The following is a 15,783-nucleotide window of genomic DNA, read 5'->3' on the forward strand; positions in this document are numbered from 1 at the left end:
GTTTTTATTGTGTGTCCCATGGCAGTAGATTGAGTTGGTCTGTCCTGATACGGCGTGTTCACGAATATCTAAGTCTCAGGAGTGCCAGGATGGTGGAATTATATTTAGTCAGAGCACTGGAATAGTTTGGAGTACTGATGGTGACGTTGCTTCATTACCTGAGGTTATGCTTGCATTTGACTTGAAAATCGGCGACTGGCTAGCTTGCGCAGGTTAGCCAGCTAGACCTGAACGGGAACAAAATTGCCGTCCTATAACAAAAACTGACACAAATCTACAATTAACGGCCTGGAAATCAGGTCTAAAGTGAAGCTATCAGTCCGCGCTTGGGCGTGCTTGCTCTCAGAAGCAGAGCTCAATCCTGAATGATCAGATAGACCGACTCACGCTCGTATTTGAGCGAACTGCCAATGGTATTAGCATTTGCTAGCACAGGTATCTTTGGTTATAAGCATAATAATGAGGGTCGTATGGCACAATCCGATGAGATTCTTTCGGTTAAAAATATCTTCAAAGTATTCGGTCCTAACCCGAACATGGCCATGGAGATGCTCCGCAAGGGTGCCGACAAGAACGAAATCTTCAGTAAGACCGGCCACGTGGTCGGCGTGTTCGATGCAAGCTTTTCCGTAAAACGAGGCGAGATCTTCGTCATCATGGGCTTGTCCGGTTCGGGTAAGTCGACCATGGTACGGCTGTTCAACCGTTTGATCGAACCCACCTCTGGCAGCATCTACCTCAACGGCCGCGAGATTACCGGCCTCTCCGATAAAAAATTGCTCGACGTGCGCCGTAAGGAAATGGGCATGGTGTTCCAGTCTTTCGCGCTGATGCCGCACATGAGCGTGCTGCAGAACACCGCGTTCGGCCTGGAGATCGCCGGGATTGCTGAAGCTGAGCGCTACAGCCGTGCCCGCGAGGCGTTGAGCCAAGTCGGTCTGGCAGGCCATGAGCACAGCTATCCTCACCAGCTCTCTGGCGGTATGCAGCAGCGTGTGGGGCTGGCTCGTGCGCTGGCCAACGACCCGACAATCTTGCTGATGGATGAAGCTTTCTCGGCGCTCGACCCGCTGATCCGCAGCGAGATGCAAGGCGAGCTCATGCGCCTGCAGGCTGAGCAGCAGCGCACCATCATCTTCATTTCTCACGACATCGAAGAAGCTATCCGCATCGGTCATCGCATTGCGATCATGGAAGGCGGTCGGGTGGTGCAGGTTGGCACCCCTCAGGAGCTGATCAACCAGCCGGCCAATGACTACGTGCGCACGTTCTTCAAGAGCTTCGACAGCTCGCGTGTGCTCAAGGCCGGCGATGTGGCCAATTACGACCCCGCCGTGGTGTGCAAGGTTAACGGTAAGGCCCCCAGTTTCCAGGCCGGTGTGCCGTTCGGCTACTTGGTCGACGAGTGTGGCCAGTTGTTGGGGGTTGTCGACACCAATGCCAGCGGGGCCACCGCCAGTGATCGTTACAGCCTGCACGAGCACCTGCCAGTGTATACCGACACGCCACTGCACGAAGTGCTGGGGATAGCCGCCGACTTGCCGTATCCAGTGCCTGTGCTCGACCGTCAAGGCGCCTTCAAGGGCACGCTGTCAAAGAACGAGTTGCTGCAGACTCTGAGCCGCCACTGAGAGCAGCTGCCGACCACAAAAGAGGTGAGTTCTGATGTCCGAATTTAGTCTTCTGGACCCGTTTCAGGCGGCGACCATTCCCTTGGGTGACTGGGTCACCGCTACGCTTAACTTTCTCGTACACAACTTCCGCGAAGTTTTCCGAGCCATTCGCTGGCCGATCGACCAAGTGCTCAACGGCATCGAGTTCACCCTGCAGAGCATTCCACCGACTATAGGCATCTTGCTGTCGTCGCTGCTCGGGTGGCAACTGGCTGGCAAGCGTATGGCACTTCTGTGCTTCGTCACCCTGACCTTGCTTGGGTTGATTGGCGTGTGGTCGGAGTCGATGACTACCCTGGCGCTTGTCTTGACATCGGTGTTCTTCTGCGCGGTGATCGGCATTCCGCTGGGAATCCTCAGCGCCCGCAACAATCGTTTGGAGAGCATCATTCGCCCAGTGCTCGATGCGATGCAGACGCTCCCCGCCTTCGTCTACCTAGTGCCGGTGGTAATGCTGTTCGGCATCGGCAACGTGCCCGGGGTGCTGGTGACCATCGTATTTGCCCTGCCGCCTTTGGTGCGACTGACCAACTTGGGTATTCGCCAGGTACCTGAAGACAAGATTGAAGCTGCTCGCGCCTTCGGTTGTACGCCGCGCCAGATGCTGACCCGCGTCCAGTTGCCGCTGGCCACCTCAACCATCATGGCCGGTCTCAACCAAACGCTGATGCTATCGCTGTCGATGGTGGTGATTGCTTCAATGATTTCCGTCGGCGGTTTGGGGCAAATGGTGCTTCGCGGCATTGGCCGATTGGATATGGGCCTGGCTACGGTCGGAGGTGTGGGGCTGGTGCTCCTGGCGATCTTCCTCGACCGCCTGACTCAAGCCATGGGCGCGCGAACCAGCGCCGACCCAAGCAAGCGTTGGTATCACACGGGTCCCGTCGGCGTGTTGCTGCGCTTGTTCGGTACCGGTCAGTCAGCAGGGCGGCGCGAGACCGTCTGATCAGCATCACCTATTCAACGCATTAACGTTCTATCTGCCGCAACCCCGAAAAAATACAAAAGGTACGCGAAGATGTGCGAGTTCAAATTCACCCGTCGTTTGTTGCAAAGCGCCTCGGCTGTGGCGTTCAGTGTGTTTTGCTTGGGCGCTAGCGCTTCGCCCGACAAACCGGGGGAAGGGGTGAAGATCACTCCAGCATTTCCCTCAGTCGATGAAGAGCGTTTCCGTGGGGAAGTTGCCTTGGCCGGTCTCCGCGAGCTGGGTTACAAAGTGCAGACACCGAAGGAAACCGAGTACGCAACCATGGTACTTGCAGTGGGGTTTGGCGACGCCGACTTTACTGTCAACGCATGGGACAAGTTGCACGCGGCGTTTTACGAGAAGGCGGGTGGCGATGAAAACATGGTCAAGACGGGTAACGTCCTGCCGGGTGTGCTGCAGGGCTATTTGATCGACAAGAAAACAGCTGATCAATACAACATAAAGTACATCACCGATCTGAAGAAGCCCGAGATTGCCAAGTTGTTCGACACTGATGGTGATGGCAAGGCTGACATGACTGGCTGCAACCCTGGCTGGGGCTGCGAGCTGGTAATCGAACACCAGATGAAGGCATACGATCTAGAGAAGTCGATCCATGTCAACCAAGGTTCGTACTTTGCATTGATGGCCGACACCATCACGCGTTTCAAGGAAGGCAAGCCGGTGCTCTATTACACCTGGGTGCCGCAGTGGGTGGCAGGCGTGCTGGTGGAGGGGCGTGACGTGGTGTGGCTGCAGGTTCCCAGGACCGAGCTGCCAGGAGGTGACAACACGGTCAATACCACCTACGAGGGTAAGAACCTGGGCTTCGCTATTGATCGGGTAGAGGCGCTAGTCAATCGCGATTTCGCCGAGAAGAATCCGGCGGCGGTGAAGTTCTTGTCACTGATGCAGATCCCCGCAGCGGACGAAAGCGCGCAGAACCTCAAGATGCAGCAAGGCGAGAAGACCGTCGCGGATATCCAGCGACATACCAAGGAATGGATTGCGGCGCACCAGCAGCAGTTTGATGGCTGGGTTGCGGCTGCTCGTGCCGCGGCTTCCCAGGCCAGTAACTGATCCGCACATAGCAAATTCCTGCGCGGTGGCCGTTTACCCAACCCCGCGCGGGAACATAATAAGAAATCAGGATGACCGCCTAGCCATGACGACTTCGCCATTTTTCATCCCGAGCAGTAACCGCCGCATCGACCCCACCCGCTACCGCGCCGACGGCTCGTTGAATGACAACGACCGCACCGAAATCGGACCGACTCCTTTAGCCTTTGCAGAGTGGGCGGCATTGGGTCTGGATGTACCGCATTTACCGACCATGCGCGAATACCGCCTGCAAAGACTCAAGGAACAGTTGGTAGCCCGCGACCTCGCTGGCATTCTCCTGTTCGATCCGCTGAATATTCGCTACGCCACTGACACCACCAACATGCAGTTGTGGACCACTCACAACCCGGCCCGTGCCTGCTTCGTCGCCGCCAGTGGCCATGTGGTGCTGTGGGACTTCCATGGCTGCGACCACCTCAGCGCCCACTTGCCACTGATCAGCGAATTGCGAAGCGGTGCGTCGTTTTTCTACTTTGAAACCGGTGACCGTACCGACCAACACGCCCAGCGCTTCGCGGCGCAAATTGACGAATTGATGCGTGTCCACGCAGGCAACAACCGTCGATTGGCTGTGGACCGAATCGAGGTTTCTGGCTTGCGGGCACTGGATGCCTTGGGTGTCGAAGTGCACAGCGGACAGGAAGTGACAGAGTTCGCACGAGTGATTAAGGGCACGGACGAGATTCTGGCCATGCGCTGTGCAGTTGCGTCATGCGAGGCATCGATCGCTGAAATGCGCCAGGTCATGCGCCACGGTGCTACCGAAAACGACGTATGGGCAGCACTTCACGCGGGCAACATTCGCCGTGGTGGCGAATGGATCGAAACCCGCATCCTCAGTTCCGGACCTCGTACCAACCCTTGGTATCAAGAGTCTGGCCCCCGCGTCCTGAGCGATGGAGATCTGCTTTCTTTCGATACCGATCTGATCGGTGTTTACGGCTTCTGCGTAGACATGTCTCGCAGCTGGATTTGCGGCGAACGACAGCCTACTGCGGAACAAAAACGTCTGTACCGCATTGCGCATGAACACATCACTTTCAACACCCAACTGGTACGTCCGGGTATCAGCTTCGCGGAACTCACCGCTAATGGGCATCGGCTGCCTGAGTCCTGCCGACAGCAGCGCTACGGCGTCATGTTCCATGGCGTCGGCCTGTGCGATGAATACCCCTGCATCCGCTATCCAGAAGACTTCGAGTCTCATGGATACGCCGGCGTGCTTGAACCCGGCATGGCGCTCTGTGTTGAAGCGTACATAGGTGAGGTAGGTGGGCGCGACGGGATCAAGCTGGAGAACCAGTTGCTGATCACCGAAAACGGCTGCGAGGTGCTGACGCGCTATCCGTTCGAAGACAGCTTTCTACGCGATTGAACTCGTTTTTGTAAAAAGGAGAAGTGAAGCATGAGTGCGTACAACAGAGGTGTGGTCTACCGCGGCGCAGGCAAGGTAGAGGTGCAGAACATCGACTATCCGAAGATGCAGGATCCCCGGGGCAAGAAGATCGAGCATGGGGTGATCCTCAAGGTAGTCTCCACCAACATCTGCGGCTCCGACCAACATATGGTCCGTGGTCGCACCACTGCTCAGGTCGGACTGGTGCTGGGGCATGAGATCACCGGTGAAGTGATCGAGAAGGGCAAGGATGTCGAGCACCTGCAGATTGGCGATTTGGTCTCCGTACCGTTCAACGTCGCATGCGGTCGTTGCCGTTCCTGCAAGGAAATGCACACCGGGGTCTGCCTGACGGTCAACCCGGCTCGTGCTGGGGGTGCCTACGGCTATGTCGACATGGGCGACTGGACCGGGGGCCAGGCTGAATACGTGTTGGTGCCGTATGCCGACTTCAACTTGCTGAAGCTGCCGGATCGCGACAAGGCTATGGAGAAGATCCGTGACCTGACCTGTCTCTCCGACATTTTGCCAACCGGCTATCACGGCGCCGTCACGGCGGGGGTCGGGCCTGGCAGCACTGTCTACGTAGCTGGCGCAGGTCCGGTCGGGCTGGCCGCAGCCGCTTCAGCGCGCCTGCTGGGCGCTGCCGTAGTTATCGTTGGCGACCTCAATCCGGCTCGCCTGGCCCACGCCAAGGCCCAGGGCTTCGAGATTGCCGACTTGTCCCTGGACACGCCGTTGCATGAGCAGATCGCCAACCTGCTGGGTGAGCCGGAGGTGGATTGCGCGGTTGATGCGGTGGGCTTCGAGGCACGCGGTCATGGCCATGAAGGCGCCAAGCACGAAGCGCCAGCTACAGTGCTCAACTCGCTGATGCAAGTGACACGCGTTGCGGGCAAGATCGGTATTCCTGGACTGTATGTAACTGAGGACCCGGGAGCCAGCGATGCTGCTGCGAAGATCGGTGCGCTGAGCATCCGCTTTGGTCTGGGCTGGGCCAAGTCGCACAGTTTCCATACCGGTCAAACGCCTGTCATGAAATACAACCGCGCCTTGATGCAGGCGATCATGTGGGACCGGATCAATATCGCCGAAGTAGTGGGTGTTCAGGTGATCAGCTTGGATCAAGCGCCGCAAGGGTACGGAGAGTTCGACGCAGGCGTGCCGAAGAAGTTTGTGATTGATCCACACAACACATTCTCCTGAGACCTCATCCGCGCTGACGTCGGTAAGCGTATTACGTAACCGACATTGTAAACAGCAGACAAGCGCAATCCCCACTCGCCTGAGGCCGGGGATTGTGCTTTCTCGCTCTGAACAGCGCAATTTGATGAGCTTGGGTGGGTTCCGACCTATCTCGGGGGATGATCATTTACCGCCAACTTACGATCGAAGTAAAAATAAGCGCAAAGTCTCAGCGCATCACTTTCTCCTGGAGAATTTGGCTCAAGCCCTCAGCATTCTTTAGCACAGCTACACCGGCCGATGCTTTTTGATGGGGCGACCAGGCGATAAAAAAGGAGTTACCCTATGTCCGCATTCCAGTTCACAGGCGTTAATTTAGCTATCACCACGCCGTTCGATGCGCATGGCAAGATTGACTATGCTCGCTTTGAAAGTTTAATTGAACGCTATATCGCTGCTGGTGTGCATGGCTTCGTGCTCAGTTCCGGAACCGGAATGCATGTCTATCTGAGCAAGGATGAGTCAAAGGAGCTGGTGGCTTTCGGTGCCAAGGTCATCAATGGTCGCGCTCGGGTAATTGCCCAGACTTCCGCTCTGCTGGTGGAGGAGGTAGTCGAGCGTACCCGCCATGCGAAAGAGTGCGGCGCGGAAGGAGTAATGGTGCTGCCACCCTTTTTCGAAGGACCGACCGAGCACCAGAGTATCTATGACTTCTACGCGATTGTCTCCGAAGCGGGCTTGCCCATCATCGGCTACAACGTACCGCAAGCGGTGGGGGTAGAGGTCACCCCATCGTTGTTCAAACAGCTCAGCGAGATTCCTAACTTTGTATCGGTCAAGGACAGCAGCGGCGACTTGACTGCCCAGGCATCGCTGGCCCGCACAGGCCTGCCCACCCTGAACGGAGCCGATCCGTTAGTACCTTACGCATTGTTTGCGGGTGCCGCCGGCCTGATCTGGGGGGGCGCAAACATCGCACCGAAGACTTGCGTGCAGCTCGCCAATGCCGCCCGTGAAGAAAAGTGGGAAGAGGTTCGTCAGATTTGGACTGCGCTGGCGCCGGTTATGTCATTGATCTGGCAGGGTGACTATGTCCAGTCCGTCTATGCGGGCGCTGAAATCATGGGTTATGTCGCCGGACATCCACGGCGTCCTCTGGCGCGTCTCGCCGATGACAAGGTCACACGACTGCGCGAGACGCTGGCCCCGCTGATAGAGCGTGAATCCGCTCTCTGAAGCCCGGATTTCAAGAGACCATGCTGTACACGCATCCTGGTGTCAAGCCACTGGGCTTGACTGCATGCCAGCACGTAATTGAAGTGCCTCGTTGGGTGAAGCAAAGTGAATACTGTACTCGGGTCGATAAGTAATAAAAGCGTAGGCGGAAATACCCGTATGGGTGTTGGGTTATGCCTGATGTCGATGTTCATATTTGCCGCGCAAGACGGGATCACCAAAACTTTGGTCAAGGACTTGCCGGTAGCGCAACTTATCATGGTGCGTTACTGGTTTTTTCTGGTGTTCGCCTTGTGCTTCGTGCAGATGAGGGGCGGTTTGGTCGCGGCGGTCAAAACCGCACACCCTTGGCTACAGGCGATACGCTCGATGCTAGGCGTGTTCGAGATTTTCATTTTTGGCCATGCTTTGCGGCATCTGGGCTTGGCTGAAACCCACGCCATTTACGCTGTATTTCCTTTGCTGGCCATGGCTATGGCTGCGCTCGTGTTAGACGAGCGGATCAGTGTGCGTCAAGTTCTGGCAGCGTTTATCGGCTTCGTAGGCACGCTGATCATACTCCAGCCGGGTAGGGGTGTTTTCAGTGAAGCCTCGTTGATCCCTTTGGCGGCGGCAGTGATGTTTGCTTGGTTCAATGTACTGACGCGCAAAATCAGTAGGGTCGATGCATTCGGCACCAACATGCTCTACATGGGGCTTTGGGGGGCGGTGTTGTCCACTGTGGTTGGTGCAGCGCAGTGGACAACACCGACGCAGCCGCAAATGGTTATGATGGCGGTGCTTTCAGTGACCGGCGTAGTAGCACAGCTCCTGTTATTGCAGGCTTTGAAATACACGGCCGCAGTAACCTTGCAGCCATTTAATTACTCGCTACTGGTGTTCGCTTCGGTCCTGGGCGTGATTTGGTTCGGTGAGGTGCTCACGAGCACGCTAGTGGTGGGTGCGTTGCTAGTGGTGCTAGGCGGGATTTTCGCGGTTAAACGCTAGGTTCGGTCCGGGATTAATCCGCGCACGTCCATAGGGCTTTGAGCCAGGGCTCGCCTTCGGGCGAATACATTTCATACAGACCGCAAGATGAAAAGCCGGCATCGGCCGGCTTTTGAGTCCTCATGCCCAGATATCACCGACGGTGAAACCTTCGGTAAAGGGGTCATCATGGTCAAGCACGAAGGTGTTCAGGCCATAGATCCAACTTCTACCGGTGACCGTTGGTAGCACCGCTTGGTGGGTGCCAATGGTGGTCCGTTCGATTAGCCGTCCGGTGTAGATGGTGCCGATGATGCCCTGATGCCGGAAGTCTTGATTCAAGTGGAGCTCGCCCTTGGCGTGAAGCGTAGCCATCTTCGCGCTGGTGCCGGTACCGCATGGGCAGCGATCCAGCGCGCCGGTCCAGGTGGCTGGGTTGTCCCAAGAAAAGCCGCCAGATGCCATGGTAACGACGTTTTTCCAGTCGGCGTTTGGGTCTTCACTAGGCCCTGACAGCTGCGAAATTGTGATGCCGGCCCCCGGATACTCCGGATGTGCGACCGGCAGTTGTTCGATCGCCGCCTCACGGATCATGGACGACACGCGGGCTATTTCCGCGCCATGCTTGGGGATCAGCTCCAGTCCCTTGAATTGCCGGACATCCGCAATTACGTAGAACATTCCACCCCAACCTACGTCGACCCGCACCTTGCCCAAGTGCGGTACGTCGATGACTGCATCCAGGTGCGCGGCGAACGCAGGAACGTTCTGGAACGTGACGCCTATTACCTTGCCATTCTGGCAGTCGGCCTTGACTCGGATCAGTCCAGCGGGAGCTTCCAGCACCAACTCGGTCAGCGGTTCCTTCATGGGCAATAGGCCCATTTCCAGCAGTACGGTGACTACCGAAATGGTGTTGCCACCGGACATCACCGGGTACTCGATCTGTTCCATGATGATGTAGCCAGCGTCAGCTTCCGGGTGACACGGGGGTACGAGGATGTTGCAGCAGTGGGCAGGGTAACCGCGCGGCTCACGCAGCATGAGCTTGCGCAACTGGTCATCGTGCTCCTCCAGCCATTTCATTTTGGCATGAACGGTGTTGCCTGGAATATGCGCCACCCCGCCGGTGATAACCCGCATCGGCGTGCCCGCATGGGTGTCGACTGCATGGATAGTTCTTTTGAATGACATGGGCTACTCCCTTGAATGGCCAATTCAGACGGGGTGGATGAAAAAACTAACCACCTCCACCCCTAGCCGATGTAGATCGATCTACACCTGCGAGATATGACGGCACGCCGGTGCACCCTAACCTGCAGATTTCACCGGCGCGTCATGCGTATCGCGTTTCAGGTCGGCTCGACGAGTTGCGGTTGCCCCTGAGGTGAAACTGCCAATGGCGTCAATTCAGCGTTCGCCCGCAGACTGCGTATTAGGCTGTAACTCGTCAGCGCCATGTAAATCGCAATTGGCAGGCCGATCACAATGCTTGCCATCTGAATCGCTAGCAAGCCACCCGCGATAATCAGGCTTGCCGCTATCGCTCCCTCCAGAATGCACCATGCCACCTTCAGCCAGTTTGGTGGATTGATGCTGCCCACTGCGTTGAGCATGCACAGCACCTGAGTACCGGCATCGGCAGCAGTCACGAAATGCACCGCCAGCAGAAGGCAGACAATGATGCTCAAAATACCGCCCAAGGTTTTCCCGTCCAGGCGCTCGAGCAGTGTAAACATCGCCGTGGTGGTTTCTTTGCGAGTGGCGTCGAGCACTGGCCCGCCAGTGAATGGCCCGGCTGCAGACTGCTCGGCGAGTGGCAAGTTGTTATAGGCTTGGCGGGTGTTCTGCTCATCTTTGAGTGCCGTACCACCAAACACAGCCATCCACAAAATGGTCACCAAGGTTGGCACCAGCAACGCACCGACGATCAATTCGCGGATAGTCCGACCGCGCGAAATACGCGCAATGAACAACCCTACGAAAGGTCCCCAGGTCATCCACCACGGCAGGTAGAAGGCCGTCCAACTGTTCTGCCAACCGCTCTCGTTCTGGGCGTCGGTCCAAAGGCTGAGACCGATGATGTTCTGCAAGTAATCGCCGGTCGATTCAAACAATAAATTCATGATGTAGTTGGTCGGGCCGAGCACTAGCACTACCAGCATCAACCCGAGCGAGATGAACATGTTCAGGGTCGACAGTCTTTTCATTCCCCGTGATACACCTGCGATGAGCGAGATCGATGCAATCACCGTCACCACCGCGATAATCCCCAGTTTGAACGACAAGCTCACCGGCACACCGAAGACTTGGTTCAGGCCAGTGTTGATCTGTTCGACACCCATGCCCAGTGATTGCGAAACGCCAAATGCAGTAACGGCAGCGCCGATGATATCGACGGTGTGCCCGATTGGTCCGTAGATGCGCTTGCCGATCAGCGGGTAGAGCACCGATCGCAAGGCCAGCGGCAGCCCTTCACGGTAAGCGAAATACGCCAGACCGAGTCCGATGATGGTGAAGATTGCCCACGGATGCAGGCCCCAGTGAAACAAGGTGATGCGCATTGCTACCGATGCGGCCTCATTGCTGAGCCCAGGGGTGAATGGGTTACTTGCGTAATGTAGAACTGGCTCCGCAACTGACCAGAAAATCAGCCCAACGCCCATTCCTGCACTGAACAGCATGGAAATCCATGCCGCGAAGCTGAACTCAGGCTTTTCATCCGGACGCCCGAGCTTGAGCGTGCCGTGACGACTGAATGCGATCACCAGCAGTACTGCCAGGACCACGCTCACCAGCGCGATATAGAACCATTTCAGATTGTTAAGAATGGCGTCGGAGGCGCTTTTGAAGACCCCGGCTGCCTGATCGCCTTGCGAAGCACACAGCACTACAAACGCAATTACTATGAGGAGTGACCCGATAGTCACAATGGGGCTCAGGCCCTCGAACAGGCCAGTTTTTGCACGCATCGGCTATTTCCTTTTTATTTTATACAAGGCCGCAGGCTGAAAATCGGAAAAGGCGCCCGAAGGCGCCTAGTCAGAGATCAATCACCAGATCAGAGGTCGGGCGACTGCAGCACAGCAAGCGCAGACCCTTGTCGATTTCACGCTGGCGAATACCGCCGTTGTGGTTCATTTCTACACTGCCTTCGAGCAGCGCAGTCTTGCAGGTGCCGCAGACGCCTTGGCTGCAAGAGGAGGGGACCACCGCACCGGCTTTTTTTGCCGCGCTGAGCACCGTCTGCTCGGCAGTCATGGTGAAGGTTTTGCCCGAACGCGCCATGCGCACGGTAAAGGTGTCCTGGGCCAGACCGGGAGCCGCGCTTGGTGCTGGCTCGACCTCGGCTTCGGTTGCAATGTCGAAGCTCTCCTGGTGGTAGCGCGTCAGGTCGAAACCTGCGTTGCCCAACAGCGCCTTGGCGGCATCCATGTAGCCTTTCGGGCCACAAGTAAAAACTGAACGCTCCATGAAGTCAGGAATGCGCTGCTGCAGTTGCTCTAGTGACAGGCGCCCAGTCGGCCCCGTCCAGTCAGGCTCGTCACCCAGACCTTCACAGAAGAACAGGGTGCGCAAATGGGGCATGGAGCGCTCAAGGCGCACCAGCTCTTCGCGGAAGATGATGTCTTTCGGCGTGCGCGCGCTGTGCACGAAGACGATGTCCAGATCAGCGTGCAGGTCGGCAGCGGCGCGGGTCATCGCCATCAGCGGAGTAATCCCTGAGCCTGCAGACAGATACAGCAGCTTCCTAGCCGGTCCCGCTACAGGGGTGAAGATCCCCGCTGGCCCTGAGGCCGTCATGGCATCGCCGGCCTTGAGGTTATCATGCAGCCAATTGGACACTACACCCCCCGGCACCCGCTTGACGGTAATTGAGAAGGTGAAAGGTCGGGTCGGGGTCGACGATAGGGTGTAGCATCTCGACACGTTCTGGCCGTTGATCTGGGGCGACACAGTCAGGAACTGCCCTGGCTCGTAGGCCAGCGCGTGGTAATCCGGACAGTGGAAAGTAAAGGTCTTCACGTCGTGGGTTTCGGCTACCACACTCAGACATTCGATTCGTTTGCTTTCGCCGCTGGCCCATTGGGCACCATGGGCGGCCCAATGGTCACTGTCGGCAAATCGCTGGTCAGCGCGCAGGCTGGCGATGTTCTCGTACATGGTCATCACCTTCAGACTCCGTGGGCTTCGAGACGAGCGCTGTACCAGCGCAGGAACTGGTCAACGTAGGGCTCGGTGAACTCGGAGTAGGGGCCAGGAATGTAGCCTGGATCCTGGGTACCGCTATGGGTGATGGCAACTAAGTCGGCATCTTGCTTGGTGGTTGCGACCCAGACTTCGATCAGACGTTGCAGGTCGTAATCGACACCTTCTACGGCGTCCTTGCGTACCAGCCACTTGGTTCGTACCAGGGTCCTGTCTGGCGCCAACGGGATGATCCAACTGATCATGGCGTGGTCGCTCATTACGTGGGTCCAGGCATTGTTGCCCCACAGGTGAGTATCGCCGAGATCCTTGCGGGTGAGGTTGCCGAGCAGCTTGGTACAGGCGACCTTGGTGTCCAGGGTCTGCGACTCACCACTGCCGGCGATGATCATGCGCTGGGTGCGGAAGTGAGTGGCGGCATTGTCATCGAGGTGCTCGTACGTTTCATACAGGTGTCCCTCGCTGGCCCAGTTTGCTTCAATACCGGCCTTGCGAATCTGATAGGCGTCGTACGAGGCGCGCTGGTCGTCGCTCATCTCTTCAAGGCTGACCCCCAAGTCTTCGGATTGGTAGGAGACTAGGAGTTCCGGGTGGGTGCCGTGGCAGTGATAACACTCTCGGTTGTTTTCCATCACCAGTTTCCAGTTGCCGTTTTCGACATAGTCGAGTTCGTAGGCAATCTTGGTGTTGGTCAAATCATAGGGGGCAAAACGCGCGCCCATGACGTCTTCCTGAAGGGCGATATCTTCTGGCGGATCGTCGCTGAGGCAGACGAAAACGTGGGTGCCGATCACTTTGCAGTGCACTGGAATCAGACTGCGGCAATTCGGGTCGAAGCCTTTACCCATGTGCGCAGCGTGCTTGAGGCTACCGTCAAGGTCATAAGTCCATTGGTGGTACGGGCATACCAACATGCCGACGGTGGACTTGCCCGGCGCTCTCAGGCGTGCGCCACGGTGGCGGCAAACATTCCGGAAGGCGCGGATCTGTTCGTCATCATCGCGTAATACAATGATGGAAGACTTGCCTATATCGGTAGTGAAGACGTCACCCGGCTCCTCAACATCGGCCGTAACGGCAACGACAATCCAGTGCTTGGTGAAGAAGATATCGACGTCTGTCTCAAAAATATCTTGACGACTGAAGATCTCACCCGGCATGCCAAATCCGGGTTGTCGCGAGTTCACAACTTCACGGTGAGTTTTTAGACTTGAAATACTCATGACTATTCCTCGGTCACTCTTATTTTAAGTATCGATGATACTTTTTCGGGATTATCTGAGTGACTGTCGGGACCGTCAATGCGCTTATTTTTACCGCTCGCATTACTTCAAGTTATGGCTTTGCTTTCGATCGTTGGAGAAAGTGGGGCCCGTCGCTGTAGCCATCGTATCACCGCCCAGGCTTCGGGAGTGGCGCTTCGCCCATCCGGAATGATGACGTAATAGGCATCCGTAGGCCGAACGACAAAAGGCTCTAATCGAACCAGCTCGCCAGTTGTCAGTAGGTGCTCCACGACGCGCCCCCAGCCTAGCCCGATGCCATGCCCATGCAGCGCGGCATGTACAGCGTTAGCGTGGAGATTGCAGCGCAACGTGTAGTTGAGTTTGTGCGTGCTCAGCCCTAATGCTTTAAACCAGCCTTGCCAGTTCATCCAGCCCTCAGAAGTAGAATCGGCCTCCAATAGGCAGGCATTCGCTAGTTCCTCAAGTGAAGTAGGTACAGGATTGTTTGCAAGCCAATCAGGGGAGCACACCGGAAAGATTTCTTCATTGAATAAAAAAATCGACTCTCCGTCCACCCACTGTCCATCACCATAACGGACAACGATGTCGGTTTCTTGTGTACGCAAATCTCCGGTGAACATCTGGGTGGTTAAGCGCAGTTTTAGCTCAGGCATTGCATCACGCAACGCAGCCAGCCGCGGCATTATTTGAAACTGGGAGAAAGAGGCGGTGGCACCCAGTGTAATTTCCTTGTGGTTACTCTCATGATTGATCTCGTCGAAGATCGTGGCTATTTTCTGCAAAGATTTAGATATGACGGCAAACAACGCTTGCCCCTGATGAGTGAGCTCGATGCCGCGGGGCAGGCGATTAAACAGAGAGGCACCGATGTTTTCCTCCAGGACCTTTATCTGCTTGCTCACTGCTGCTTGGGTTACGCCCAACTCCTTGGCCGCCTGGGTGAAGCTTCTCAAACGGGCGACAGACTCAAATTGAAGTAGCGCTGTCATGGAGGGAATTATTCGACGGTATCCCCGGTGTTTGTTAATGGCGTCTGGGTTTTTCACAGCATCTGCTCGAGCGTTGACGTTGATTGGGGGCGCGCGGTCGCGTGGCTGCGAGGTGCGCTGCTGCCTTCAGAAAACAATCCTTCCCGCGGGCCAGGTCAGTCTGGAGCCTTCACGGTCATATTATGAGGATTCCGCCGCGGTAGCTGGTGCGTATAGAAAACCACCAAATACGCATCCTCGGTAATTTGGGTGTATTGGCTTATCACAGGTTACCCTGTTGCGTCCAGTAAACGCGGACGCTGCCTAGTTGTGCTGGTGAGAAAGGGGAGTCGCGATCGCTCAGCCTGCTACTTCAGTGGGCTGCACTACGTTTTTGCTGCTCCAGCTACTCTCGCACTCGCAGTGCTGATGCTCTATAAGGATGCGGACAACAAATGGGAGGTTTGCCAGCTGAGGAATGAAAATTTTTGTCCAGCAGGCGTATCTCCGCTGGCGAGCGGGCGGGGGTATTCATAAAAGCAATCAAATAAAAAAACGGACGGTGAGTACCGTCCGTTACCCTAGTTTGGGCAAGTGCAGGATGTCTAACGTGCCTCATTCCTGATGGTTCAGGCGCTTAAATGCGGTCAAATGCTCAGGCAAAGGTATTTGATCTCTAGGTAGTCCTCGATACCGTACTTGGAACCTTCACGGCCCAGGCCCGAAGCCTTGATGCCGCCGAACGGCGCGACTTCGTTGGAGATCAGGCCGGTGTTGATGCCGACCATGCCGTATTCCAGGGCCTCGGCAACAC

At 56.5% G+C, this 15,783-nt stretch carries 13 protein-coding genes; 7 read left to right on the forward strand and 6 right to left on the reverse strand.

Translation table 11 applies throughout. The annotated features are described in order from the left end of the window. Positions 1-470: 470 nt before the first annotated feature. From ACIPIJ_RS10230 to ACIPIJ_RS10260, 7 genes are all read left to right on the forward strand, one after another. The gene (locus ACIPIJ_RS10230) at positions 471-1,631 is read left to right on the forward strand and encodes a glycine betaine/L-proline ABC transporter ATP-binding protein (protein ID WP_401075657.1); all 1,161 of its coding nucleotides are present in this window, start codon (positions 471-473) and stop codon (positions 1,629-1,631) included. A 34-nt stretch (positions 1,632-1,665) separates the two neighbouring features. Continuing rightward, positions 1,666-2,619: a glycine betaine/L-proline ABC transporter permease ProW gene (proW, locus tag ACIPIJ_RS10235; protein WP_401075660.1), complete on the forward strand. Its 954-nt coding sequence runs from the start codon at positions 1,666-1,668 to the stop codon at positions 2,617-2,619. A gap of 72 nt (positions 2,620-2,691) precedes the next feature. Beyond that, the gene (gene proX / locus ACIPIJ_RS10240) at positions 2,692-3,720 is read left to right on the forward strand and encodes a glycine betaine/L-proline ABC transporter substrate-binding protein ProX (protein WP_401075663.1); all 1,029 of its coding nucleotides are present in this window, start codon (positions 2,692-2,694) and stop codon (positions 3,718-3,720) included. 85 nt (positions 3,721-3,805) lie between these two features. Continuing rightward, positions 3,806-5,137: a dimethylsulfonioproprionate lyase DddP gene (gene dddP / locus ACIPIJ_RS10245; RefSeq protein ID WP_401075666.1), complete on the forward strand. Its 1,332-nt coding sequence runs from the start codon at positions 3,806-3,808 to the stop codon at positions 5,135-5,137. A gap of 30 nt (positions 5,138-5,167) precedes the next feature. Beyond that, the gene (gene fdhA, locus ACIPIJ_RS10250) at positions 5,168-6,364 is read left to right on the forward strand and encodes a formaldehyde dehydrogenase, glutathione-independent (protein ID WP_401075668.1); all 1,197 of its coding nucleotides are present in this window, start codon (positions 5,168-5,170) and stop codon (positions 6,362-6,364) included. Between the two features lie 324 nt (positions 6,365-6,688). Further along, positions 6,689-7,579, forward strand: coding sequence for a dihydrodipicolinate synthase family protein (locus tag ACIPIJ_RS10255; protein WP_401075670.1), 891 nt, complete (start codon positions 6,689-6,691; stop codon positions 7,577-7,579). A gap of 159 nt (positions 7,580-7,738) precedes the next feature. Then, entirely contained in the window at positions 7,739-8,566 is an 828-nt protein-coding gene (locus ACIPIJ_RS10260; RefSeq protein WP_401075673.1) for a DMT family transporter, read from the forward strand. A gap of 120 nt (positions 8,567-8,686) precedes the next feature. Here the strand turns inward: ACIPIJ_RS10260 and ACIPIJ_RS10265 are convergent, their stop codons facing one another. The 6 genes from ACIPIJ_RS10265 to ACIPIJ_RS10290 all read right to left on the reverse strand — a co-directional run. After that, positions 8,687-9,739, reverse strand: coding sequence for a proline racemase family protein (locus ACIPIJ_RS10265; protein WP_401075676.1), 1,053 nt, complete (start codon positions 9,737-9,739; stop codon positions 8,687-8,689). A 158-nt stretch (positions 9,740-9,897) separates the two neighbouring features. After that, positions 9,898-11,517: a BCCT family transporter gene (locus ACIPIJ_RS10270; RefSeq protein WP_401075679.1), complete on the reverse strand. Its 1,620-nt coding sequence runs from the start codon at positions 11,515-11,517 to the stop codon at positions 9,898-9,900. A gap of 70 nt (positions 11,518-11,587) precedes the next feature. Then, positions 11,588-12,715 (reverse strand): FAD-binding oxidoreductase, encoded by a 1,128-nt coding sequence (locus tag ACIPIJ_RS10275; RefSeq protein WP_401075682.1) that lies wholly within the window; start codon positions 12,713-12,715, stop codon positions 11,588-11,590. Between the two features lie 5 nt (positions 12,716-12,720). Then, on the reverse strand, positions 12,721-13,977 hold the full coding sequence (locus tag ACIPIJ_RS10280; RefSeq protein ID WP_401075685.1) for an SRPBCC family protein: 1,257 nt from the start codon (positions 13,975-13,977) through the stop codon (positions 12,721-12,723). A 107-nt stretch (positions 13,978-14,084) separates the two neighbouring features. Next, entirely contained in the window at positions 14,085-14,990 is a 906-nt protein-coding gene (locus tag ACIPIJ_RS10285) for a LysR substrate-binding domain-containing protein (RefSeq protein WP_401075687.1), read from the reverse strand. 626 nt (positions 14,991-15,616) lie between these two features. Then, a partial coding sequence (locus ACIPIJ_RS10290; RefSeq protein WP_401075798.1) for an aldehyde dehydrogenase family protein occupies positions 15,617-15,783 on the reverse strand: 167 nt, incomplete at its 5' end.

The organism is Pseudomonas sp. NPDC087185, assembly GCF_044744955.1.
Lineage (GTDB): Bacteria > Pseudomonadota > Gammaproteobacteria > Pseudomonadales > Pseudomonadaceae > Aquipseudomonas.